The sequence below is a fragment of the Streptomyces sp. NPDC088812 genome (assembly GCF_044750285.1).
Lineage (GTDB): Bacteria > Actinomycetota > Actinomycetes > Streptomycetales > Streptomycetaceae > Streptomyces.
Genome location: NZ_JBIVJP010000016.1, coordinates 135,652 through 158,243, shown reverse-complemented (window position 1 = coordinate 158,243; position 22,592 = coordinate 135,652). Strand labels below are relative to the sequence as shown.

The 22,592-nt window shown below is 75.7% G+C and carries 19 protein-coding genes; 8 read left to right on the top strand and 11 right to left on the bottom strand.

Annotation, left to right across the window (positions count from 1 at the left end):
* The first annotated feature begins 37 nt into the window (after positions 1-37).
* Complete coding sequence (locus tag ACIP67_RS26870; protein ID WP_401695366.1) at positions 38-1,042, top strand: YihY/virulence factor BrkB family protein; 1,005 nt, start codon at positions 38-40, stop codon at positions 1,040-1,042.
* Positions 1,043-1,166: 124 nt separating this feature from the next.
* Here ACIP67_RS26870 and ACIP67_RS26865 read toward each other — a convergent pair whose 3' ends face one another.
* Positions 1,167-2,129 carry a helix-turn-helix domain-containing protein gene (locus tag ACIP67_RS26865; protein ID WP_401695364.1) on the bottom strand — a complete coding sequence of 321 codons (963 nt, stop codon included), beginning with the start codon at positions 2,127-2,129 and terminating at the stop codon, positions 1,167-1,169.
* Positions 2,130-2,409: 280 nt separating this feature from the next.
* On the opposite strand from ACIP67_RS26865, the gene ACIP67_RS26860 reads away from it, so the two are divergent.
* The 6 genes from ACIP67_RS26860 to ACIP67_RS26835 all read left to right on the top strand — a co-directional run bounded on the left by ACIP67_RS26860 (position 2,410) and on the right by ACIP67_RS26835 (position 11,405).
* Positions 2,410-2,706 carry an ANTAR domain-containing protein gene (locus ACIP67_RS26860; RefSeq protein ID WP_401695362.1) on the top strand — a complete coding sequence of 99 codons (297 nt, stop codon included), beginning with the start codon at positions 2,410-2,412 and terminating at the stop codon, positions 2,704-2,706.
* 160 nt (positions 2,707-2,866) lie between these two features.
* On the top strand, positions 2,867-5,839 hold the full coding sequence (locus ACIP67_RS26855) for an AfsR/SARP family transcriptional regulator (protein WP_401695360.1): 2,973 nt from the start codon (positions 2,867-2,869) through the stop codon (positions 5,837-5,839).
* A gap of 470 nt (positions 5,840-6,309) precedes the next feature.
* Positions 6,310-8,223 carry a BTAD domain-containing putative transcriptional regulator gene (locus tag ACIP67_RS26850; RefSeq protein ID WP_401695358.1) on the top strand — a complete coding sequence of 638 codons (1,914 nt, stop codon included), beginning with the start codon at positions 6,310-6,312 and terminating at the stop codon, positions 8,221-8,223.
* A 139-nt stretch (positions 8,224-8,362) separates the two neighbouring features.
* A complete protein-coding gene (locus ACIP67_RS26845; RefSeq protein ID WP_401695356.1) occupies positions 8,363-9,265 on the top strand; it encodes a helix-turn-helix domain-containing protein in 903 nt (300 codons plus the stop codon).
* Positions 9,266-9,693: 428 nt separating this feature from the next.
* Complete coding sequence (locus tag ACIP67_RS26840; RefSeq protein WP_401695354.1) at positions 9,694-10,665, top strand: alpha/beta hydrolase; 972 nt, start codon at positions 9,694-9,696, stop codon at positions 10,663-10,665.
* A gap of 20 nt (positions 10,666-10,685) precedes the next feature.
* Positions 10,686-11,405 carry an alpha/beta fold hydrolase gene (locus ACIP67_RS26835; RefSeq protein WP_401695352.1) on the top strand — a complete coding sequence of 240 codons (720 nt, stop codon included), beginning with the start codon at positions 10,686-10,688 and terminating at the stop codon, positions 11,403-11,405.
* Positions 11,406-11,542: 137 nt separating this feature from the next.
* Here the strand turns inward: ACIP67_RS26835 and ACIP67_RS26830 are convergent, their stop codons facing one another.
* The 4 genes from ACIP67_RS26830 to ACIP67_RS26815 all read right to left on the bottom strand — a co-directional run bounded on the left by ACIP67_RS26830 (position 11,543) and on the right by ACIP67_RS26815 (position 15,545).
* Positions 11,543-13,561, bottom strand: coding sequence for a flavin monoamine oxidase family protein (locus ACIP67_RS26830; RefSeq protein WP_401695349.1), 2,019 nt, complete (start codon positions 13,559-13,561; stop codon positions 11,543-11,545).
* Between the two features lie 213 nt (positions 13,562-13,774).
* Positions 13,775-14,500, bottom strand: coding sequence for a metallophosphoesterase (locus ACIP67_RS26825; protein WP_401695347.1), 726 nt, complete (start codon positions 14,498-14,500; stop codon positions 13,775-13,777).
* Positions 14,497-14,712 carry a BON domain-containing protein gene (locus tag ACIP67_RS26820; protein WP_401695460.1) on the bottom strand — a complete coding sequence of 72 codons (216 nt, stop codon included), beginning with the start codon at positions 14,710-14,712 and terminating at the stop codon, positions 14,497-14,499. The genes ACIP67_RS26825 and ACIP67_RS26820 overlap by 4 nt, the downstream gene beginning before the upstream one ends.
* Before the next feature lie 140 nt (positions 14,713-14,852).
* Positions 14,853-15,545 (bottom strand): nucleotidyltransferase domain-containing protein, encoded by a 693-nt coding sequence (locus ACIP67_RS26815; protein ID WP_401695345.1) that lies wholly within the window; start codon positions 15,543-15,545, stop codon positions 14,853-14,855.
* A gap of 217 nt (positions 15,546-15,762) precedes the next feature.
* On the opposite strand from ACIP67_RS26815, the gene ACIP67_RS26810 reads away from it, so the two are divergent.
* Positions 15,763-16,074, top strand: a complete 312-nt coding sequence (locus ACIP67_RS26810; RefSeq protein WP_401695343.1) for a hypothetical protein — start codon at positions 15,763-15,765, stop codon at positions 16,072-16,074.
* Between the two features lie 165 nt (positions 16,075-16,239).
* On the opposite strand, the gene hypE is transcribed toward ACIP67_RS26810, so the two are convergent.
* The 6 genes from hypE to hypA all read right to left on the bottom strand — a co-directional run bounded on the left by hypE (position 16,240) and on the right by hypA (position 22,452).
* Positions 16,240-17,229, bottom strand: coding sequence for a hydrogenase expression/formation protein HypE (gene hypE, locus ACIP67_RS26805; RefSeq protein ID WP_401695459.1), 990 nt, complete (start codon positions 17,227-17,229; stop codon positions 16,240-16,242).
* Positions 17,230-17,317: 88 nt separating this feature from the next.
* Complete coding sequence (hypD, locus tag ACIP67_RS26800; protein ID WP_401695341.1) at positions 17,318-18,421, bottom strand: hydrogenase formation protein HypD; 1,104 nt, start codon at positions 18,419-18,421, stop codon at positions 17,318-17,320.
* Positions 18,418-18,732 (bottom strand): HypC/HybG/HupF family hydrogenase formation chaperone, encoded by a 315-nt coding sequence (locus ACIP67_RS26795; protein ID WP_401695339.1) that lies wholly within the window; start codon positions 18,730-18,732, stop codon positions 18,418-18,420. The genes hypD and ACIP67_RS26795 overlap by 4 nt, the downstream gene beginning before the upstream one ends.
* On the bottom strand, positions 18,732-21,203 hold the full coding sequence (hypF, locus tag ACIP67_RS26790; protein WP_401695337.1) for a carbamoyltransferase HypF: 2,472 nt from the start codon (positions 21,201-21,203) through the stop codon (positions 18,732-18,734). Before hypF ends, ACIP67_RS26795 begins: the two co-directional genes overlap by 1 nt.
* Complete coding sequence (gene hypB / locus ACIP67_RS26785) at positions 21,200-22,099, bottom strand: hydrogenase nickel incorporation protein HypB (protein WP_401695335.1); 900 nt, start codon at positions 22,097-22,099, stop codon at positions 21,200-21,202. Before hypB ends, hypF begins: the two co-directional genes overlap by 4 nt.
* The gene (gene hypA / locus ACIP67_RS26780; RefSeq protein WP_401695333.1) at positions 22,099-22,452 is read right to left on the bottom strand and encodes a hydrogenase maturation nickel metallochaperone HypA; all 354 of its coding nucleotides are present in this window, start codon (positions 22,450-22,452) and stop codon (positions 22,099-22,101) included. Before hypA ends, hypB begins: the two co-directional genes overlap by 1 nt.
* Between the last annotated feature and the right edge of the window lie 140 nt (positions 22,453-22,592).

The following is a 22,592-nucleotide window of genomic DNA, read 5'->3' as shown; positions in this document are numbered from 1 at the left end:
GACGCATGCGACGGGCCGTGCGGGTTACTCCGGTCCCATGGCACGGACATCGAAACCCCGCCCCACACCGGGCCCGGACGAGCAGGTGGAGCGACGGGCACCCGACGAGCCCACCCAGTTGCCGAGACGTTCCTGGCTGGCGGTGCTGAAGGGCACGGTGCGCGAGTTCCAGGACGACGAGCTCACCGACCGCGCGGCCGCCCTGACGTACTACGGAGTGCTGTCGCTGTTCCCGGCGCTGCTCGTGCTGGTGTCCCTGCTGGGCGTCGCCGGCCGATCCGCCACGGACCAGGTCCTGGAGAACGTGCGGACACTGGCCCCGGGCTCGGCACGCGACATCATCAGCGACGCGGTGCAGCAGCTCCAGGGCCGCGGCGGCGTCGGCTCGATCATGGCGCTCGTCGGCATCGTCCTCGCGGTGTGGTCGGCATCCGGCTACGTCGCCGCGTTCATCCGCAGCGCCAACGCCGTGTACGACATGCCGGAGGGCCGCCCCGTGTGGAAGGTGCTGCCGGTGCGGGTCGGCGTCACGGTGGTGCTGCTCGTCCTGGCGGTGATCAGCGCCCTGATCGTGGTGTTCACCGGCGGCCTGGCCCGCCGGGCCGGTGAGGCGCTCGGCATCGGGGACACCGCGCTGACGGTGTGGTCGATCGCGAAGTGGCCGGTGCTCGTCGTCCTGGTCACCATGATGATCGCGCTGCTGTACTGGGCCGCGCCGAACGTGAAGGGGCGCGGCTTCCGCTGGATCACCCCGGGCAGCGTGCTGGCGCTGCTGATCTGGATGATCGCCTCCGCCGGCTTCGCGTTCTACGCCGCGAACTTCGCCTCGTACAACAAGACCTACGGCACGCTCGCCGGTGTGATCGTCTTCCTGGTGTGGCTGTGGATCACCAACATCGCGATCCTGCTCGGTCTGGAGTTCGACGCGGAGATGGCCCGCCAGCGTGCCGTGGCGGGCGGGCTGCCGAAGGACAAGGAGCCGTACGTACCGCCGCGCGACACCCGGGCGTGGAGCGAGGAGGACCAGCGCCGCCTGGAGTGAGCGGGGACCGGCGCGTTCCCGGCCTCCCGCGTTCCCGGCCTCCCGCGTTCCCGGCCTCCCGCGTTCCCGGCCTCCCGCGTTCCCGGCCCCCGCGGGCTCGTGACAGCCCGCGGGGGGCCGCTCGCTATCCGGTGGCGAGGGTCCGGCGCGGCGGGCGTCCGTACGCGGAGCGGTACAGGGTGGCGAAGCGGCCCGGATGGAAGAAGCCCCAGCGGGCCGCGACGGCGGTGACCGTGGTGCCGTCCGCCGGGTCCGCGGCCAGCAGGTCGGCGTGGGCGTGGGCCAGGCGCACCCGGCGCAGATGGGCCAGGGGCGTGGTGTCCAGATGGCGGCGGAAGGCGTACTGCAGGGCCCGTACGGTGACGTGGGCGGCCGCGGCGATGTCGGCGACGGTGAGGGGCTCGTCGGCGTGGTCGTCCATGTGGGCGAGCGCGCGGCGCAGGGTGGCGGGGTGCGCGTCGTTGCGGTCGGCCGGGGTGGGGTCGGTGAGCGCGGTGTTGGGGAAGGCGGCCAGGACCCCCGCCGCCAGGTGCTGCGCGGCCGTCGAGGTGATCAGCGGCTGGTCGGCGAGACCGGGGTCGGACAGGACGTGGTCGCGCAGGTAGCCGATGGAGCGGCTGAGGTGCCGGGCCGCGGCCGGGGAGTGCGGCCGGTGGCCGGTCAGCCGCACCGGTCCGGCCCGGTGTCCGGGCGCGCCGGCGGCGACCTGCGCGAGCAGGCCGGGCTCCAGCATCGTGATGTTGTAGCGGGCGTTGCAGACCCGGCCCGAGTACGGCAGCTCCGGCGGCGCGAACGACACCACGTCGCCCGGACCGAAGGCGTCCTCGACGCCGCCGCCGACGACGTGGTCCCGGATGGCCCCCTCGTGGACGAGGCACAGGCAGATCCGCCCCAGGGGCGTGACCGAGTAGCTCATCTCGAAGTCCAGGTCGAGCTCGTCCACGGTCACCGACGGGGCGGCGGCCCGGGTGATCCGCGCCCGTCCGGCCCCCGGGGCGTTGCTGCCGATGTGCATGCGCGCGTAGGCCCGGCTGAGGAAGTCCTCGGTCAGGCGCAGGTCGTCGCTGTCGAAGAACAGTGTGCTCATCTCGGCCCCGTCCGGTGTCCGTGGTGCCCCGCGCCGCGCAGGGCGTGCGGCCCGGCGGCCGAGCCGCCCGCCCGCGGCGGGGGCACGGGGCGCCGGCCGTCCGCCCTCCTCGCCTGCCCGGCATCGGGGACCGCATTCGTTTTCCGTACCGCACCCGGTGATGCCGTTCGTTCCAGGTGCGGCGCAGCGGTGCCGGCGGGGGCAGGATGGGACGGATTGGCACGGTGATCGCCCCTGATCGCCCGCACGGTTACCGGACGCGGAGGAGAGGCGGCCCGCCATGACCACGGAGGAGGAGCTCAACGAGCGGATCGGTGTCCTCGAGGAGGAGATAGGCCAGCTGAGGCAGGCCGTGGTCTCCCACGCCGTCGTCGACCAGGCGATCGGCGTGGTCGTCGCCGTCGGCCACCTCCGCCCCGAGCAGGGCTGGGAGGTCCTCAAGGAGATCTCCCAGCACACCAACACCAAGCTGCGGGAGGTCGCCGAGTACGTGGTCCAGGGGGCCCACTGCCGCTGGCTGCCCGACGAGATCCACCAGGCGCTCGTGGACGCCCTGAAGCGGGTGGAAGAGGGCTGAGCCCCGCTGCGGTTCCCGCGCTCCCGCGCTGCGGTTCCCGCGCTGCGGTTCCCGCGCTGCGGTTCCCGCGCCGCGGCGCACCCGCTTGTCTCCCCGTGACCCCTGATCCCCGTCCCCCTGGGCGACTGTCGGTGATCTCCCTGACGTACAGTCCCGTCGCGTGAGGCACGAACGGAACCTACGGGCGGACGACGCGCGCCCGGAGCCGGTGCGGTTCGCGGTACTGGGGCCCGTGCGGGTGTGGCGGGGGAGCACCGAGCTGGAGCCCGGAGGTCCGCAGGAACGTTCCTTCTTGGCGTTGCTGCTGGTCAGGGCGGGACAGCCGGTCGCCGTCGAAGAGATCGTCGACGTGCTGTGGGGGGCCGACCCGCCGCGCAGCGCGGTCAACGTGGTGCGGCGGCACGTCGGGACGCTGCGCCGGCTGCTGGAACCTTCGCTCGCCCCCCGCGCCGAGGGCCGGTGGCTGCTGCGGGACGCGGGCGGATACCGCCTGGTGACGGACGGTGACTCGCTCGACCTGCTGGCCTTCCGCGCGCTGCGGGAGGCCGGACGGCACAGCGTGCGGGAGTCACCCGCGCGGGCGCTGGACCTGCTCACCGAGGCGCTCGCGCTGTGGCACGGCCCGGTCGCCGCCGGGATTCCCGCGCACGCCCGCACCCACCCGGCGTTCGACGCGGCCGGGAGGGAGCGGCTCGCGGCCCTGCGCGAGGCGGCCGGCGCGGCCCTGCGCGCGGGCACGCCGGACGCGGTCCTGCCCGACCTGCGCCTGGCCGCCGCCGACCATCCGCTGGACGAACCCCTCCAGGCCGGCCTGATCCTCACCCTCGCGGCCGCGGGCCGCCGCCCCGAGGCGCTGGACGCCTACGACGCCGTACGTCGGCGGCTGGCCGACGGCCTGGGGATCGACCCGGGGCCGGAGCTGCGGGAGGCGCGGGAGACGGTGCTGCGGGAGGAGTGGGAGGCGGTGCTGCGGGATGACCGGGAGACGGCGCCGAGGGAGGAATGGGACACGGTGCCGGGGGAGGACCGGGAGACGGTGCCGCCGTCCGCCGCGGCCGCCGGGGCGGACGCCCCCGTCGCCCCGGTCGCCTCCTTCCCCGCCCCGGCCCAGCTTCCGCACGACATACCGGCGTTCACCGGGCGCGACGCCGAACTGGACGAACTGCTCACCCTGCCCCTGCCGGGCGTGGACGGGCCCGGCCCGGACACCGTCGTGATCAGCGCCATCGGCGGCATGGCGGGCGTCGGCAAGACCACCCTCGCCGTCCACTGCGCCCACCGGGTCGCCCACCGCTTCCCCGACGGACAGCTCTATGTGAATCTGCGCGGCTTCGACCCGTCCGGCGCGGCCGTGGAGCCGGGGGAGGCCGTCCGCGGGTTCCTGGACGCCCTCGGGGTGCCGCCGGAACGCGTGCCGCACGGCCTGGACGCGCAGACCGCGCTCTACCGCAGCACGCTGGCCGGACGGCGGGTCCTCGTCGTCCTGGACAACGCCCGCGACAGCGACCACGTCCGACCGCTGCTGCCCGGCTCGCCCGGCTGCCTCGCCCTCGTCACCAGCCGCGACGGACTGTCCTCCCTGGTGTCCGCCGCCGGCGCCCACGCCCTCACGCTGCGGCCGTTCGGCCCCGGCCAGGCGCGGGGCCTCCTCGTCCGCCGCCTCGGCGCGGGCCGGGTCGAGGCCGAGCCGCGCGCCGCCGACGAGATCGGCGCCCTGTGCGCCGGGCTGCCCCTCGCCCTCGCCTGTGTCGCCGCCCGCGCCGCGGCCCACCCCCACTTCCCGCTCGCGGCCATCGCCGCCGAACTGCGCGAGGCCGACGGCAGCCTCGACGCCTTCGCCCGCTCCGACGCCTCCGCCGACGTGAGCACGGTGTTCTCCTGGTCCTCGCGGGAGGTGTCGGAGCAGGCCGCCCGCCTGTTCCGGCTGCTCGCCCTGCACCCCGGCCCCGACTTCTCCCTCCCGGCGGCGGCCGCGCTGGCCGGCCTGCCGGTGCGCCGGACCCGGCCCCTGCTGGCCGAGCTGACCGCCCTGCACCTCGTCACCGAGCACAGCCCCGGCCGCCACGCCTTCCACGACCTGCTGCGCGCCCACGCCGCCGAACTGCTCGACGAGCGGCACACCGAGGACGAACGGCACGCGGCCCTGCACCGGCTCCACCACCACTACCTGCACACCGCCCACGCCGCGGACCGCCTGCTCGCCCCCAACTCCGACCCGCCGCCCCCGCCGCCCGCCCCGGACGGCGTCCGCCCCGAGCCGCTCGCCGACGTCGACCGCGCGCTGGCCTGGCTCACCGCGGAGCACACGGTGCTGCTCGCCGTCGTCGAGACGGCCGCCGCCCGCGGGCACGAACGGCTCGCCTGCCACCTGGCCTGGTCGCTGGAGCCGTTCTTCGACCGGCGCGGCCACTGGCACGACGGACTCGCCGTCCAGCGCACCGCCCTCGACGCCGCCCGGCGCCTCGACGACCCCGGCCTCCTGGCCCGCGGACTGCGCGCGCTGGGCCGCATCGAGGGCCGCCTCGGACTGCACGCGGACTCCGTCCCGCGCCTGGAGCACGCCCTGGAACTCTTCACCGCGCTGGGCGACGACACCGGCCGCGCCCACACCCACCGCAGTCTCGGCTGGGAGAGCGAGCAGCGCGGCGACCTCCCCGGCGCTCTGCGCCACAACCAGCTCGCCCTCGGCCTGTTCCGCGCCCTCGGCGACCGGGCCGCGCAGGCCGCCGTCCTGAACTCCGTCGGCTGGTACCACGCCCTGCTCGGCGAGCACGAGCGGGCGCTCACCCACTGCTCGGAAGCCCTGACCATGCTCCAGGAGCTCGACGACCGCTACGGACAGGCCGTCACCTGGGACAGCATCGCCTACGCCCACCACCACCTCGGCCGCCACCCGCACGCCCTGCTCGGCTACCGCAACGCCCTCGCCCTCCTGCGCGGCCTCGGCGTGCCCTACACCGAGGCCGACATCCTCGGCCGCCTCGGCGACACCCACCAGGCCATGGGCGACCGGGACGGCGCCCGCGCCGCCTGGGAGCAGGCCCTCGCCCTGCTCAAGGCCCTCGCCCACCCCGACGCCGAACGGATCGAGGCCCGCCTGACCGGCGCGACCGGCCACGCCGGCGCCTGCTGACCGGGGGCGGGTCCGCGCCCGGGAACCCGCTGCCCCGGGCGCATCCGCTCGCCGCCCGCGCCACCCGGCGTCCCCCGCCGGCGTCCGGCGTCCGCCGTTGGTGCCGCCACCCGTCGCCGGAAGCGGGGGCCCACCGCGCCCCGGGCCCTCGGCCCCACCCCGACGCCGAACGGATCGAGGCCCGCCTGACCGGCGCGACCGGCCACGCCGGCGCCTGCTGACCGGGGGCGGGTCCGCGCCCGGGAACCCGCCGCCCCGGGCGCATCCGCATGCCACCCCCGGCACGCGCCGCCCGCTGCCGGTGCCCGCCACCCGCCGCCCCGGCCGCATCCGGCTCGCCGCCCGCCACCCGCCGCCCGGCGTCCCCCGCCACCCGGCGGCCGGGGAACGCCGCGCCCCGACCCCCACCCCCCGCCGCACGCGTTTTTAGGATGGCACCGGTTGCCGGGACGGAAGGGGAAGGTCGGCGGGTGCGGTTCGAGATGCTGGGGCCCGTACGGGCGTGGCGGGACGGACAGGAGCTCGACCTGGGGTTCCCCCAGCAGCGCGCCCTCCTCGCCCTGCTCCTGGCCCACACCGGCCGGCCCGTGCCGACGAGCGAGATCCTCGACGTGCTGTGGGCCGAACGCCCGCCCGCCAGCGCACTGAACGTGGTGCGCCGGTACGCCGGTGCGCTGCGCCGGCTGCTGGAGCCGGAGCTGCCGCCCCGCGCCCCCGGCGGACGGCTGCGGCGGCATCCCGGCGGCTACCTTCTGGAGGCGGACCCGGACGAGGTCGACCTGCTGCGCTTCCGCGAACTGACCCGGCAGGGCAAGCGGGCCGCGGCCACCGGACGCCCCGAGACGGCGGCCGGGCGCTTCACCGAGGCGCTCGGCCAGTGGCGCGGCCCGGTGGCGATGGGCATCCCGGCGTCCGCGCGCGAACACGTCCAGTTCACCGCCGTCGAGCGCGAGCTCCTGCACACGGCCGGGCTCGCGGCCGACGCCGCCCTGCTGTGCGGCCGCGCCGAGCACGTCCTGCCCGCCCTGCGCAGGGCCGCCGTACTCGACCCGCTCGACGAGGCGCTGCACGCCCGGCTGGTCCTGTCGCTGGCGGCCTGCGGCCTCCAGGCGGAGGCGCTGACCGCGTACGACGACGTCCGCAGGCGGCTGACGGCGGAACTCGGCATCGTGCCCGGCGCCGAGCTGGCGGCGGCGCACACGCGGGTGCTGCGCCAGGAGGTGGGCAGACTGCGGTCCGGGCCGGCCGTGGACGTGGGACGGGCGGTGCCCGTCCTGCGGCTCGGCACCGCCCGCGCGGCGTCGGCGCCCGCCCCCGCCACCGCCCGTCCCGCCCACCTGCCCGCCGACCCGGTCGCGTTCGCCGGCCGCCGGACCGAGCTGGAGTGGCTGACGGCCCACACGGGCCCGGCGGAGAACGGGGGAGGGGCGTCGGCGGCCGTGCTGATCGGCGGGATGGCGGGCGTCGGCAAGACGGCGCTCGCCGTGCGCTGGGCGCGCCGCGCCGCCCACCGCTTCCCGGACGGCCTGCTCCACGTCGCGCTGGACGGGTTCACCCCGGGCCGGCCCGCCCTGCGGCCCGAGGAGGCGCTGCGCGGCATGCTCGCGGCGCTGGGCGTCCCCGCCCCGCTCATGCCGGACGGCCTGGCCGCCCTGACCGGCCGGTACCGCACCCTGCTGGCCGGCCGACGCGTCCTCGTGCTCCTCGACGACGCCGCCGGCACGGAGCAGCTGCGTCCGCTGCTGCCCGCGGCACCGGGCTGCCTGGCGCTGGTCACCAGCCGCCACGCCCTGCCCGGCCTGATCGCGTCGGGCGCCCGCCCGCTGCGCCTGGACCCACTGCCGGCCGAGGACGCCCGCGAGGCGCTGGCGCTCCGCGTCGGCGCCGGCCGGCAGGCCGCCGAAGCGTGCGCCGCCGAAGCGCGCGCCGCCGACGAGATCGCCGCCCGCTGCGGCGGGCTGCCGCTGGCCCTGACCGCCGCCGCACACGCCGCCGCCCGCCCCAACGTGCCCCTCACGGCCCTCGCCGCCGAACTCCGCGACCCCCGGCGGACCCTCGACGCCCTCACCGCCCCCGGCCTCGCGTCCGACCCGCGCACCGCCTTCCTGGGCTCCTACCGGCGGCTCCCGCCGGACAGCGCCCGCCTGTTCCGCCTCCTGCCCCGCCACCCGGGTTCCGTCCTCACCCCGGCGGGCGCCGCGGCGCTCACCGGGCTCCCGGTGCGCCGCGCCCGCCTGCTGCTCGCCGAGCTCGCCGACGCCCACCTGGTCACCGAGCACGCGCCGGGCCGCTACGGGCTGCACGACCTGCTGCGGGTGTTCGCGGCGGAGCGCACCGAGGAGGAAGGCACCGAGGAGGAAGGCACCGAGGAGGAAGGCACCTAGCTAGCCCGCTCCGCGCCTCAGGTGACGGGCGGAACAAGGCTCCGACCTGCGGGTCTCACCGCGATGTCACTCTTTTTGCACCCGGCCCTGCCTACGGTCCGGGCGACGAGACCGACAGTCGCTCCGGAGGCAACGGCGGATGTCCATCACCAGCACCATCGGCCCGCGGGTCCGCCGGACGCCCCCGGGCGTCGAGATCGTGACCGGCGAGCGCGGCCCCGGCCCGCTGCCGGGCGAGCGCTCGCCGTACCCCGCGCACCGGCTGCGCGCCACGGAGGGCGGCGAGTACCTCTTCGTCGGCGTGCGGGGCGCCCCGGCACCCCCCGACCCCGACCCGCTCGCCCTGCCGCTCGCACCGGGCGACCTCTGCTTCTACGACGCCCGCCACCCGGCGGAGCTCGACTTCCCCGAGCGGTTCCGCGCGACGGTGTTCCTGGTCCCCGGCGAGCTGCTCGCGCTGACGCCCGCCGACGCACGGCGGATCGCGCGGACGCCGGTCGCCCGGTCGTCCCGGCTCGGCACGCTGCTGTCGCCGCTGCTGTCCGACCTCGCCCGCACCGCCTCCGCGGCCCGGCCGCACGTCGGCGAGATGCTCGCCTGGAACGCCGTGAACCTGCTCGCCACCCTGGCCGCGGAACAACTGGAGGCACACGCGCCGCGCACACCGGACGGGCGGGCACCGGTGCTGGTCCGGATCCTGGAGTACGTCGAACTCCACCTGACCGAACCGGACCTGTCCCCGGAGACCATCGCCCGGGCCCACCACATCTCCGTGCGCTACCTGCACAGACTGTTCCAGGACGAGGGCACCACGGTCGGCCGCTGGATCCTGCGCCGCCGCCTGGAGGAGTGCCGGCGCGACCTGGTGCGCCACGGCCGGGGCGGCCGGACCATAGCGGCCGTGGCGGGCCGCTGGGGCTTCACCAGCGCCACCCACTTCAGCCGGGTCTTCCGCACCGCCTACGGCATGTCCCCGCGCGAGTGCCGGGACGCCGCCGGGCGGGGCGGAGCCACCGCGCCCGCCCCGGTCGGCACGGGGTGAAAAGCCGCACGTCATCAGCCCGCCGACCGGCACCGCTGCTCCGATGTGGCATGCTCCCGCAGCCCGCGATCGACGGACAGGGTGTCGACGGCGGCGAACACCGATCCCGCGTCTCTCGCGTCTCCCGGGCCGGTGCCGGTTCCCGTCCTCACCCTGCCGACTGGCCGAACCGGCCCGACAGCACCAGGCTGTTCCCCGAGCGCACCGCACGTCGGGGCCCGTCGGGCTCCACGGCGCACCGCACGTCGGGGCCCTACGGCGCACCGCACGTCGGGGCCCCACGGCGCACCGCACGTCGGGCCCGGCAGTGCACCGCCTTTCCGTGCGCTGTGAGGACAGTGCCGGTGCACCCGCGGACCATCCGCGGCCGCCCGGCCGACATAGCGTGCCGGGGCAAGACAGCACACCGCCAACAGCAGGAGACACCCATGTCCGACGTCGTCGAACCGGTCCGACCGGTACTGGAGCCCGAGGCCGCCGCGTTCGCCGAGGCGACCGCCAACCCGCCGTACCTGTTCGACCTGCCGCCGGCGGAGGGGCGCAAGGCCGTCGACGAGGTCCAGTCCGGCGAGATCGACAAGCCGGCCGTCGACGAGGAGTGGATCACCGTCTCCGGTGGGCCCACCGGCAGCGTCCGCGCCCGTATCGTCAAGCCCGCCGGCGCCACCGGCCCCCTGCCGGTGATCGTCTACATCCACGGTGCCGGCTGGGTGTTCGGCAACGCCCACACCCACGACCGCCTCGTCCGCGAACTCGCCGTCGGCGCCTCGGCGGCCGTGGTCTTCCCCGAGTACGACCTCTCGCCCGAGGCCCGCTACCCGGTCGCCATCGAGCAGAACTTCGCGGTCGCGCGGTGGGTCGTCGAGGAGGGCGCGGAGAAGGGCCTGGACGCCTCCCGCCTCGCCGTCGCCGGCGACTCCGTCGGCGGCAACATGGCGGCCGCGCTGACCCTCATGGCCAAGGAGCGCGGCGGCATCCCGATCGTGCAGCAGGTCCTCTTCTACCCGGTCACCGACGCCGCCTTCGACACCGGCTCCTACCACCAGTTCGCCACCGGCTACTTCCTGCGCCGCGACGGCATGCAGTGGTTCTGGGACCAGTACACCACCGACGAGTCCGAGCGCGCCCAGATCACCGCCTCCCCGCTGCGCGCCACCACCGAGCAGCTCACCGGCCTGCCCCCGGCCCTGGTCATCACCGCCGAGGCGGACGTCCTGCGCGACGAGGGCGAGGCCTACGCGGGCAAGCTCCGCACGGCCGGCGTCCCCGTCACCGCCGTCCGCTACCAGGGCGTCATCCACGACTTCGTCATGCTCAACGCCCTGCGGTCCACGCACGGTGCCGAGGCCGCCATCAACCAGGCCGTCGCCACCCTGCGCGGCGCCCTCCACTCCGCCTGACCCGAGGGGCACGCACCACCATGACCACCACCACGCCCACCGTCCTCCTCGTCCACGGAGCGTTCGCCGACGCGGGCAGCTGGTCCGGCGTCGTCGCCGAGCTCCAGAGCCACGGCATCCCCGTGATCGCCCCGGCCAACCCGCTGCGCGGGCTCGCCTCCGACGCCGCCTACGTCGCCTCGGTCGCCGCGCAGATCGACGGCCCCGTCGTCCTCGTCGGCCACTCCTACGGCGGCGCCCTGATCACCGTCGCCGGTGTCACGGAGAACGTCGTCGGTCTCGTCTACGTCGCCGCCTACGCGCTGGAGGAGGGCGAGAGCCTGGGCGAGCTCCAGGGTCGCTTCCCGCTGTCGCCGCTGGTCAGCAACCTCAAACAGTGGACGTACCCGGTGCCGGGCGGCGAGCCGGCCGTCGAGGTCACCATCACCGAGGACGCCTTCCCGGCGGTGTTTGCCGCCGACGTCCCGGCCGAGGTCACCAAGGTCCTCGCCGCGACCCAGCGCCCGCTGGCCGCCGCCGCGTTCGAGGAGACCGCCACCGCGGCCGCCTGGCGGACGAAGCCCTCCTGGGCGCTGATCGCCGGCGGGGACAACGCCATCAACCCCGAGGTCGAGCGCTTCGGCGCCAAGCGGGCCGGGGCGACCGTCGTCGAGATCGAGGGCGCCTCGCACGCCGTCGCCGTGTCCCGGCCCAAGGACGTCGCGGACCTCATCCGCGAGGCCGTCCGCGCGACGAGCTGACCGGCGCCACCCCCCGACCGCCGCGCGGACGCACTCCCCTGTACCGGCGTCCGCGCGGCTCCGGCGTTCCCGCCGGTACCAGAGCCCCGCGCGGCTTCGGCGTTCCCGCCGGTGCCGGCCCCCCGCGTGGCGCGGGGTCAGGCCCGGTGCACCTCCAGCGCGGCCCGCACCGCCGACTCCAGCGCGCCCTCGATCCACGACGGCTTCACCGAGGTGTGGTCGCCGGCGAAGTGCAGCGGCCCCTCGGGCGTGCGGATCGCCGCCAGGAGCTCCGTGTGCTGGCCGGGCAGCAGCACGGACGCCTCCCCGTAGGCGTACGGGTCGCGCAGCCAGCTCTGGGTGCGGCCGGCGCCCGTGTAGAAGACCTCGACGCGCCGGCCGTACACCTGCTGGAGACCGCGCAGGGCGTGCGGGTAGCGCGCGTCGTCGTCGAGGGAGTCCCAGCGGGAGGCGTCGTCGGCCCAGCTGTAGGAGGCCAGCACGACACCGCCCGCGCTGCCCTCGACCGGGTGCGACGGGTTGATCATGAACCGGTTGGAGTTGTCGGACACCGAACCCCCGCCGACGATGTGCGCCGCCTCGGGCTCGTCGCGGGTCGCCCACCGGTGCGCGGCGTAGTGCACGCGCTGCGCCGGACTGATGTGGCCGCGCGGCACGGACGGGTGGGCGCCCAGCAGGCTCCCGTCGTCGGGCACCCGGCCCGCCCGGTAGTCGTCGTAGAGCCCGGCGCGCACGGCGTCCAGTTCCCGCTTCCAGTCGGCCTCCGTGAACTCCCACCAGCGGCGGGCGAACTCCAGCAGCACCTTGGTCGCGCTGTCGTAGTGCAGCTCGGCCACCGCCCGCCGCTTCTTGTACGACATCAGCGGCCTGACCTGCACCTGACGCAGCCCGGAGAACGGCACCGTGACGATCGCGGCGTCCCCCGTGAACTGCTCGCGCACGACCTCGCCGTCGCGGCCCTCGGAGACGGTGTCGATCCACACGTGCGGGCCGTCCGCGCGCACGTGCGCGGTGCCGTCGGTGCCGCGCCCGTCCGGCGCCCAGTACTCGACGCGGGTCGCGCGCCGGTCCAGCCGCAGCACGTCGGAGACCTCCCGCAGCAGTGCGTCCGGGAGCGTGGCCGTGCCGCCGACCAGCTCCCAGAACTCGGTGTCCGGGCTGATCAGCGAGGCGCTGATGAAGCTGTGGATGAAGGAGAGAGGCAGCCGCGAGGTGAGGTTCTCCAGGGTGCCGACGAGATCGATCGTCCGCTCGTCGAGACCGGCCGCCTCGGTCAGGAACCGGTACATCGACCAGTCCCCGTACCGCTGCACGACCCGGGCCCAGCCCTGTACGCGCTCCGGCATCGGCTTGTCGACGCGCTTGCCGTCGGCGCCGACGGTGCTGAACTCGTCGCGGACCGGGTCCAGGGCCGCGCGCAGGATGGCCGAGGAGGGGGTGTCCCAGTACTTCCGGGGCACCCCGAAGGACCGGTTGACCCTGCGGGGCGACGCGGCGTACGCGGAGCGGCGCACGCGGACGCCGTTGACGTGCAGCCAGGCGTTGTTGACCGGCTTGCCCTCGGCGTCCACGTCGACCAGGTGGAACCGTCGGCGCTCCACCTTGAGCTTGCCGGTCAGGGCCATCACCAGTGGATGGCTGCCGGGGAGCCGCATGGCCCCGGCCTCCGCGTACTGAAGGGGGTCGGCGAACGCCCGCGGCGCCTGCTCGTGCCCGCCGGTGCGGAAGGTCTTGATCCGGCCGCCGACCCGGTTGCCGTTGGCCTCCACGAGCGTCACGCGGTGCCCGGCCCGCTTCAGCAGCCAGGCCGCCAGCAGCCCGGCCGGCCCCGCGCCCACCACGAGCACCTTCTTCGCGGTCCGCGTCCGGGCGCGCGGCAGACCGGAGTCGAGGATCTCGAGATAACCGGGGACCAGCGGCCGGTCCTGCTCGTCGACCACCAGCAGCGCCCGGGCGACGGCGAGGCAGGTGGCCCAGTCGGCCGTCGACCTCGGCGTGCTCGGGGCCTGCGGGGCAGGGGCGGCGGTCGCCGGGCTCGGGACCGCGGTCAGGGCGGCGGCACCGGCCGTACCGGCCGCGGCCGCGGCGGTGAACCGCCGGCGGGAGAGGGAACGGGAGGGGGAAGGGGAGTCGTCAGAGGTACGGAGATCATCCATGCGCCCTGGATACGGGTGGGCGGCCGGCCGGCGGGGGAGTCCCGGGCGATCATCACCTGAACGTGTCAGCGCCCCGGCGTGCGCACGGCGCGGCCCGTGCCCCGGGGACACGGGCCGCGCAACCGGGCGCTCCCCACGCGACCGGGGAACGGCGCCGGCACGTCCGGACGGCGCTCCCCGATCGCGTGCGGAGCGGAGACCGCCGCCCCGGCGTCAGTCGCCGTGCAGCTGGTACACGTTGAACGCCCGGCGGATGACCGGCTGGGCCACGTTCCGCACCCGCACCCCGCCCGCGGTCATCCCGTGCTCCGTGCCCGCGTGGGCGTGGCCGTGCACGGCGAGGTCGGCGCCCGCCGTGTCGATCGCCTCGGCCAGCAGGTAGCTGCCGAGGAACGGGTAGATCTCCAACGGCTCACCGGCGAGGGTGTCGGCGACGGGGGAGAAGTGGGTGAGCGCGATCCGCACGTCGCAGCCCTCCCGGTCCAGCTCCTCCAGCGCCGTGCGCAGGGCGTCCGCGCTGCGCCGGGTGGTGCGGACGAACTCCTTCATCAGCGGCTCGCCGAACTCCCCGGCGCTGCGCCCGACGAACCCGCCGCAGAACCCCTTCGTCCCGGCGATCCCGACGCGCGTCCCCTCGCACTCGACGACCGTCCCCTCGCCCTCCAGGACCGTCACGTCCGCGTCCTGGAGGATGGCGGTGACCTTCTCGGGCTGTTCGTCGTGGTGGTCGTGGTTGCCCAGCACCGCCACGACCGGCACCGGCAGGCCCTGCACCTCCCGCGCCACCACGCGCGCCTCCTCCGGTGTGCCGTGCCGGGTGAGGTCGCCGGCCAGCAGCAGCAGGTCGGCGCACTCGGGCAGGGTGTCGAAGGCGGGCCGCAGCAGGCCCTGGCTGTCCGGTCCCATGTGGATGTCCCCGACGGCGGCGACCCGGATCATGGCAGGTCCTCCGCGTGGTCCGGGGAGGCGGTCTCCGCCACCACGACATCGGTGTGCACGGGGAGCCCGGCCAGCGCCTCGCGGACGGTCCGCAGCAGTGTCTCCCGGCACTCCGAGGACGGCACCGTGCCGGTCACCACGACCGACCCGGCCCGCACCTCGGCGCGTACGCCCAGCTCGCCCAGTTCCTCCGCGGCGAGCCGGTCGCGCAGGTGGGCGACGCGGTATTCGGGGTTCTCGGGATTCCCAGGGTTCCCAGGGTTGCCCGGGCTTCCTGGGCTTCCCGGGTTCTGGGGATTCCCGGGGGCGGAGCCGGTGCCCCCGGCTCCGCCCGCGTGCTCCGCGAGGGGCCTCATCGCTGTTCCTCCTTCGGCCTCGGCGGGATGACCTCCAGCCGTTCCAGGAAGTAGAAGAACGCGTCGGGCATCGGATCGTCCCCGCACGCCCGGCGCACCCGGTCCCAGTCGACCCGCTCCCGCAGCGTCCGGGCGATCGGCAGCACCGCCCCGAAGTCGCAGTGGTGCTCGGAGAAGGCGGCCACCAGGCTGTGCACCAGGTCGGTCGGCGACAGCACCGGCATGAACACCGAGTCCACCGACAGCTCTTGGGCCCGCTCCAGCATCTCCGAGGTGACCGGCTGGTGCGCCAGCTCGAAGATCAGGTCGACCTGCTGGCCGAGGCAGCTCGCCTTCAGCAGCCAGTCCTCCGGCGGCGCGTGCACCGGCAGCCCGGCGTCCCGCAGCGTCTCGGCGACGTCCCCCGCGTCCTCGGGACGGAAGCAGAAGTCGACGTCGTGCTGGAGGTTCTGGGTACCGCCGTGGGCGTACACCGCGACGCTCCCCGCGAGGGCGAACCGGTGCCCCTTGCGCTTCAGGATCGCTCCGACCTGCTTCGCGGCCTGGAGGATCGCCTGGTTGCGGTCGAGGGGAAGGTCCTCGGCGAGCGGGTCGCGCCGCGGGACGAGGCCGTGGTCCCCGGAGGCCAGACGCAGCTCCGCGACGCCGGCGTGCTGTTCGTGAGCGTGGTCGTCCGCGTGCTGCGTCATCTGTGCCCCCTCGTTCCTGTTCCTGGTCGGCCCCGTGGCCGGCCCGCGTCCGGCGGACCGTCCGGCGAGGCCGTGACGGCGAGCTCATCGAGTACCCGGCCGCGCCCCTCCGACACGGTCTGCGACGAGGGTCGGTTCGTCTACGGCTCCTGCCGGCACGGTCCGCGATGGCGGATCCGTACGTCTCCCGATCCCCCATCGTGGGCACCCGGCCCGCATGGACAGCGAGGACACGCACCGGCCGGCCTCCGCCGAGGAACGCCGGACCGTCGAGCGGCTCGTCGAGGCCTGGCTGGCGGAGACCGAACGGCACGACGCGGCCGCCGCCCGCGAGGCCCGCGCCGGCTGGGAGCGGGGCACCCTCCCGGACCGCTCCGCCCAGGACCTGGCCCACTGGGTGACCGCCCGCGTCACCGACACGGCCTTCAACGAGGACGAGGGCCCGTGGATCGGCGGTGCCGTCCGGATCACTCCGGCGGACAAGGAGACGGTCCACCGATGGCTGAAGGACCGGGGCCACCTGATCTGACACCCGGGGCCGGCCGGGACCGCCCACAGCGACGCGGGCCGCCGAGGCCCGACGGCTGCCGGACCGCCCGGCGCCCGAACCCCGACGGCCCGGCCGGACGCCGTACGGCCGACACCGGCCGACGCGCGCGCAGGCGGCCGTCGCGCGCACGCGGCCGACGTCGCTTCAGCAGATGCGCGGCAGCTGCTCCCCCAGCGGCAGGTCCACGACGCGGGTGCCGCCGAGGCCGGTGCGGGCGACGACCATGCCGGGGTGCTCGGCCACGCAACGGCCGACGACGGCGGCGCCCGCCCCCTGCGGATGGGCGTGCATCGCGGCGAGGACGGCGTCGGCGTGCTCGGGCGGCACGAAGGCCACCAGCCGCCCCTCGTTGGCCACGTACAGCGGGTCGAGCCCCAGGAAGCCGCAGGCGGCGGCCACGGGGCCGGGCACCGGGACGGCGCTCTCGGTGAGGGAGACACCGGTGCCGGAGGCGGTGGCGATCTCGCACAGGGAGGTGGCGAGCCCGCCCCGGGTGGGGTCGCGCAGGACGTGGACGTCCGGCGTCACCTCCAGCATCGCGGCCACCAGCCCGCTTAGGGGAGCGGTGTCGCTGACCACGTCGGAGCCGAACTCCAGCCCCTCCCGCACGCTCAGCACCGCCACACCGTGCGCGCCGACCGGCCCGCTGACGATGATCACGTCCCCCGGTGCGGCGCGCTGCGGACGGATGTCGACGCCCGGCGGGATCAGCCCGATGCCGGAGGTGTTGAGGTACACGCCGTCGCCGTGGCCGGACTCGACGACCTTGGTGTCGCCCGTCGCCACCGTCACCCCGGCGGCGGAGGCGGCGGCTCCCACGGCCTGGGCGATCCGGCCGACCACGTCCAGTGCGACGCCCTCCTCCAGGATGAAGGCCGTCGACAGGTACGCCGCCCGGGCACCGCTCATCGCCAGGTCGTTGACCGTGCCGTTCACGGCCAGGTCGCCGATGCTGCCACCGGGGAAGAACAGCGGGCGCACGACGTAGGAGTCGGTGGAGAACGCCAGCCGCGCCCCGCCCAGTTCGACGGCGGCGGAGTCGGTGAGCGCGGCGAGCGTCTCGTTGCCGTACGCCGCGGCGAACAGATGCCGCGTCAGCTCGCCGGAGAGCGCTCCGCCGCCGCCGTGGCCCATCACGACCACCGGGTGGTCGCGCAGGGGCGCGGGACAGGACCAGTTCGCCGGGTCCACGGTCGTCTCAGCGGTCGTCTGAGCGGTCGTCTCAGCCAACGGGGGCCACCTCCAGCCGCCGGTACAGGTAGTACGCGGCGCAGGCCCCCTCGCTGGAGACCATCGTCGCGCCCAGCGGGGTGCGCGGGGTGCACGTCGTGCCGAAGGCCGGGCACTCGTGGGGCTTGATCAGCCCTTGCAGCACCTCGCCGCTGCGGCACTCGGGGGATTCGGCGGTCCGCACGTCGCCGACGTCGAAGCGGTGCTCGGCGTCGTACGCCCGGAACGCGTCGGACAGCCGCCAGCCGCTGTCCGGGATGGTCCCGATGCCCCGCCAGGCGCGGTCGGTGACCTCGAAGACCTCCTCGATCATGCGCAGCGCGGCCGGGTTGCCGGCCTCGCGCACCGCGCGCGGGTAGGCGTTCTCCACCCGGTGCTCCCCGCGCTCCAGCTGGTGGACCGTACGGCGGACGCCCTCCAGGATGTCCAGCGGTTCGAAGCCGGTCACCACGATCGGGACGCGGTGGCGCGCGGCCAGTTCGGGGTACTCGGCGGTGCCCATCACGCTGCACACGTGACCGGCGGCCAGGAAGGCCTGCACCCGGCACCCGGGCGCCCGCATGATCGCCTCGACCGCGGGCGGCACCCGTACGTGCGACACCAGCAGGCTGAAGTTGCGGATGCCCTGCCGGCGGGCCTCGTGCACGGTCATCGCGTTGGCGGGGGCCGTGGTCTCGAAGCCGATGCCGAAGAACACGACCTCCTTGTCCGGCTCGCGGCGGGCGATGTCCAGGGCGTCCAGCGGCGAGTAGACCACCCGGACGTCGCCGCCCTCGCCCCGCACCCGGAACAGGTCGCGGTCGGTCCCCGGCACGCGCAGCATGTCGCCGAAGGAGCAGAAGACGACGTTCGGGCGGGACGCGATCGCCAGTGCCTTGTCGATCATCTCCAGCGGGGTCACGCACACCGGGCAGCCGGGGCCGTGGATCAGCTCCACCTCGTCGGGGAGGAGCTGGTCGATGCCGTGGCGGATGATGGAGTGGGTCTGCCCGCCGCAGACCTCCATCATCGCCCAGGGGCGGGTCACGGTGGCCCGGATCTCGGCCAGCAGCCGCCGGGCCAGCGCGGGGTCGTTGAACTCCTCGATGTACTTCACCGGACGTCCTCCTGCTCCATGGCCGCCTCCGCCTCCGCCTCCGCCTCCGCCTCGGCGCGCGCCCAGGCGTCGCCGAACTCCTCCTCCAGCAGCCCGAGCTGCTCGAACAGGTCCAGCGAGGCGCGGGCCGACTCCTCGTCCAGCCGCTGGAGCGCGAAACCGACGTGGACGATGACGTACTCGCCCACCTCGGCGTCCGGGACGTAGGCCAGGCACACGTCCTTGACCACGCCGCCGAAATCGACCCGCGCCATGCGCGTGCCGTCCCGGTCCTCGATCCCGACCACCCGGCCGGGCACCGCCAGGCACATCAGCGTCCTCCTTCTCGTTGCCGAAGTTCTCGTCGCGGAAGTTCTCGTTGCCGAAGCTCTCGTCGCGGGAGTCCGCGTTGCGGACGTTCTCGTCGCGGACGTTCCGTGCGACGGCCGTGGGCCGCCACCACCAGCTGGCCGAGCGCGAGACCGCCGTCGTTGGGGGGCACCCGCCGGTGGCGCAGCACCGTGAAGCCGTCCGCGGCCAGCAGCGCGGCGCACTCGGTGTCGAGCAGCGCGTTGGCGAAGACCCCGCCCGACAGTGCGGCCACACCGGTCCCCGTCCGCCGGCGCACGGACCGGCAGACCGCCAGCACGGCCCGGGCGACCGCCCGGTGGAAGCGCGCGGCGATCACCGGCACCGGCACCCCCCGCCGCAGGTCGGCCACGATCGCGGCCAGCGCGGGCCCGGGGTCCAGACCCTCGGCGAAGGCGTACGCCCCGGTCGGCTCCGGCCAGGCGGGCAGCGCCGCCGACTCCAGCTCCAGCGCGGCCTGCGCCTCGTAGCGCGTCCGGTGGCAGACCCCGACGAGGGAGGAGACCGCGTCGAAGAGCCGGCCCATGCTGGAGGTCGGCACGCACGCCGTGCCGCGCTCCAACTGCTGCCGCAGCAGCCGCAGTTCACCCGGCTCGCAGGCGGCGACGCACGGCAGGTCCGCGTCCCAGGGCAGACCGGCGGCGCGCAGCCGGGCCAGCGCGGTGCGGCACGGGTTGGCCACCCCCGCGTCACCGCCGGGCAGCGGCGCGTACGGCAGATGCGCCAGCCGGCGGTAGCCGTCGTAGCCCGCGAGCAGCACCTCGCCGCCCCAGACCGCGCCGTCGTCGCCGTACCCGGTCCCGTCGAAGGCCACGCCGATGACGACGGCGTCGCCGTCCAGCCCGTGCTCCGCCATCAGGGAGGCGACGTGGGCGTGATGGTGCTGCACCGGCAGCAGCGCGAGGCCGGCGGCGTCCGCGGCACGCCGGGCCCACCGGGCCGAGTGGTACCCGGGATGCCGGTCCGCCGCCAGCAGCCCGTGGTCGATCCCGGTCAGCGCGCCCAGCCGCCGCGCCGCCCCCTCGAAGGCCCGTACGGTGGCGAGGTCGCCCATGTCGCCGATGTGCGGGGAGAACCAGGCCCGGTCCTCCGCGCCGAGGCACAGGGCGTTCTTGAGGTCGCCGCCCACCGCGAGGGCGGGGGCGACGGGGACGGGCAGCGCGACCGGCTCGGGGACGAGACCCCGTGACCGGCGCAGGACGACCGCGCCGCCGCCGTCCGCGCGGACGCGGACCACGGAGTCGTCGCAGGGCGCCTCGATGACCCGGTCGTGCCAGAGCCAGGCGTCGGCGAGGCCGGCGAGCCGCTCCCGTGCCTCGGCGTCGTCGGTGACGATCGGCTCCCCGGACCGGTTGCCGCTGGTCATCACCAGGACCCGGGGCCCCGGCGGATCACCCGGCAGACCGAACAGCAACCGGTGCAGGGGGGTGTACGGCAGCATCACACCGATGTCCGGGGCGCCCGGACAGACCGACTCGGCCGGCCCCGCGGTCCCCGCCGCACGGCGCAGCAGGACGATCGGCCGCCGCCGGCCCGTCAGGACGGCGCGCTCCTCGGGGCCGACATGGGCCAGCCGCTCGGCGTCCGCCAGGTCGGCGCACATCACGGCGAACGGCTTGCCGCCGCGCCGCTTGCGGGTGCGCAGCGCGGCGACGGCCCGCTCGTCGCGGGCGTCGCACGCCAGGTGGTACCCGCCGAGCCCCTTGACGGCCAGCACGGCGCCCCGCGCCAGGAGCCGGCGGGCCTCCGCCAGGGCCGCCTCGCCCTCCCGGGGCCGGCCGCCGGGCAGGGTGAGCCGCAACCGGGGACCGCAGTCGTGGCACGCCACCGGCTGGGCGTGGAAGCGGCGGTCGGCGGGGTCGGCGTACTCGGTGGCGCACTCCCGGCACAGCGGGAACACCGCCATGGTGGTGGTCGCCCGGTCGTAGGGCAGCCCGGTGGTGATGGTGAAGCGGGGGCCGCAGTGCGTGCACGTGATGAAGGGGTGCCGGTGGCGTCGGTCCGCCGGGTCCGCCAGCTCCCGCAGGCAGTCGTCGCAGGGCGCGGTGTCCGGCGGGACGAGCGACCGGCGCGTGCTCCCGCCGGCGCCGACGCCGTCCCCGTTCCCGTCCTCGGACGGGTGGATGACGAAACCGGGCGTGCCGAGCGCCGGGACCGTCTCGTGGACCACCTCCCGGACGTCCGCCAGGGGCGGTGGCCGTTCGGCCAGGGCCCGGCAGAACTCGGCCACGGCCTCCGGCGCGCCCTCGACCTCGGCGACCACTCCCGCCGCGCCGTTGCGCACATGACCGGCGAGGTCCAGCTCCGCCGCCAGACGGTGCACGAAGGGCCGGAACCCCACGCCCTGCACGGTGCCCCGCACGACGACCCGCCGCCGTTCCGCGGACGGGCCGGCGGCGCCCCCGGCGCCCCCGGCGGTGGCCGTGGAGGTCACGCGGTGGTGGCCCGGGAGGCGTGCCCGTGCCCGTGGTCGTGTCCGGCGCCGTGGTCGTGCCCCTGCCCGTCGTCGCGCGCGTGGGCGTGGTCGTGTCCAAGGGAGTGGTCGGACTCGTGTCCGGGGGAGTGGTCGGGGCCGTGGTCGTGGTCGTGACGGTGTCCGGGGGAGTCGTCGGGCCCGTGGTCGTGCGCGTGCCGGCGGAGGTGGTCCGCCGCCAGGAGAGGGGCGTGCGGCGCCCCTCCGTCGGCCACGACCAGGATCCGGTCGAGCAGGATGTCGACGCCCTGCCCGGTCCGGGCCGACGTGGGCAGGACCTCCACCCCGGGATTGACGCGCTCCACGGCCGCCCGGAAAGCGGCGTCGTCGAAGCCCACGGCGTCGGCGAGGTCCGTCTTCGTCAGCACCACCAGCTGGGCCGCGCCGAAGGCGGTCGGATACTTCAGCGGCTTGTCCTCGCCCTCCGTCACCGACATCAGCGTCACGCGCAGGGTCTCGCCCAGGTCGTAGGAGGCGGGACAGACCAGGTTCCCGACGTTCTCCACGAACAGCAGCCGCGTGGTGGGCGGGAGCCAGCCGTCCAGCAGGCCGCGCACCTGCGCGGCCTCCAGGTGGCACAGGCCGCCGGTCAGCACCTGCTTCACCGGTGCCCCGGAGCGGGCCAGACGGCGGGCGTCGTTCTCGGTGGCCAGGTCGGCGGTGAGGGCGGCCACGGCCACACCCCGCTCGCGGGCCCGGCGCAGCACCAGTTCGAGCAGCGCGGTCTTGCCGCTGCCGGGGCTGGACAGCAGGTTGACGGCCGTCACCCGCCGTCTCGCCAGGTCGGCGCGGAGCTCGGCCGCCAGACCGTCGTTCTTCGCCAGTACGGCCGTCCGTACCTCGACGCTGCGGCACATCACGGGTTCCCTGCCATTCGTACCTCCGCCAGTTCCAGTTCCCGCCCGGTCAGCAGTTCGGCCGCGGCGGTGTCGCAGTGCGGGCACCACAGCGCGGGGGGCGAGCCGACCGCGAACCGCGCCGCGCAGCCGCCGCACCGGGCCCGCGCGGGCACCTCCTCGATGACCAGCTCGGCGCCGGCCAGCGCCGTGCCCTCGGCGACCAGCGAGAAGGAGAAGCGCAGGGCGTCCGGGACGACCCCCGCCAGCTCGCCGATCCGCAGCGTCACGCCCGTCACCGCGGCCGCCCCGTGGTCGCGGGCCACGCCCTCGGCGTTCTCCACCACCGCAGCGGCGATCGACAGCTCGTGCATGCCCCGCACGGTAGGCACGGCCGGGGCCCCGCCCGGTCACGCGGAGACGGACGGGGGGTGTTTTCCCCCGGGCGGCGCAAGCCCGCCCGGCCCGGGGCGTGCCTACCGCGCCGGGCGCGGGTCGTCGGGGGAGCATCGCC

Excerpts from the sequence above, each read along its gene's own strand:
- ACIP67_RS26870 (WP_401695366.1), top strand. The coding sequence starts at position 38 with ATGGCACGGACATCGAAACCCCGCCCCACACCGGGCCCGGACGAGCAG.
- ACIP67_RS26865 (WP_401695364.1), bottom strand. The coding sequence starts at position 2,129 with ATGAGCACACTGTTCTTCGACAGCGACGACCTGCGCCTGACCGAGGAC.
- ACIP67_RS26860 (WP_401695362.1), top strand. The coding sequence starts at position 2,410 with ATGACCACGGAGGAGGAGCTCAACGAGCGGATCGGTGTCCTCGAGGAG.
- ACIP67_RS26845 (WP_401695356.1), top strand. The coding sequence starts at position 8,363 with ATGTCCATCACCAGCACCATCGGCCCGCGGGTCCGCCGGACGCCCCCG.
- ACIP67_RS26840 (WP_401695354.1), top strand. The coding sequence starts at position 9,694 with ATGTCCGACGTCGTCGAACCGGTCCGACCGGTACTGGAGCCCGAGGCC.
- ACIP67_RS26835 (WP_401695352.1), top strand. The coding sequence starts at position 10,686 with ATGACCACCACCACGCCCACCGTCCTCCTCGTCCACGGAGCGTTCGCC.
- ACIP67_RS26830 (WP_401695349.1), bottom strand. The coding sequence starts at position 13,561 with ATGGATGATCTCCGTACCTCTGACGACTCCCCTTCCCCCTCCCGTTCC.
- ACIP67_RS26825 (WP_401695347.1), bottom strand. The coding sequence starts at position 14,500 with ATGATCCGGGTCGCCGCCGTCGGGGACATCCACATGGGACCGGACAGC.
- ACIP67_RS26815 (WP_401695345.1), bottom strand. The coding sequence starts at position 15,545 with ATGACGCAGCACGCGGACGACCACGCTCACGAACAGCACGCCGGCGTC.
- ACIP67_RS26810 (WP_401695343.1), top strand. The coding sequence starts at position 15,763 with ATGGACAGCGAGGACACGCACCGGCCGGCCTCCGCCGAGGAACGCCGG.
- hypE (WP_401695459.1), bottom strand. The coding sequence starts at position 17,229 with ATGGGCCACGGCGGCGGCGGAGCGCTCTCCGGCGAGCTGACGCGGCAT.
- ACIP67_RS26795 (WP_401695339.1), bottom strand. The coding sequence starts at position 18,732 with ATGTGCCTGGCGGTGCCCGGCCGGGTGGTCGGGATCGAGGACCGGGAC.
- hypB (WP_401695335.1), bottom strand. The coding sequence starts at position 22,099 with ATGTGCCGCAGCGTCGAGGTACGGACGGCCGTACTGGCGAAGAACGAC.
- hypA (WP_401695333.1), bottom strand. The coding sequence starts at position 22,452 with ATGCACGAGCTGTCGATCGCCGCTGCGGTGGTGGAGAACGCCGAGGGC.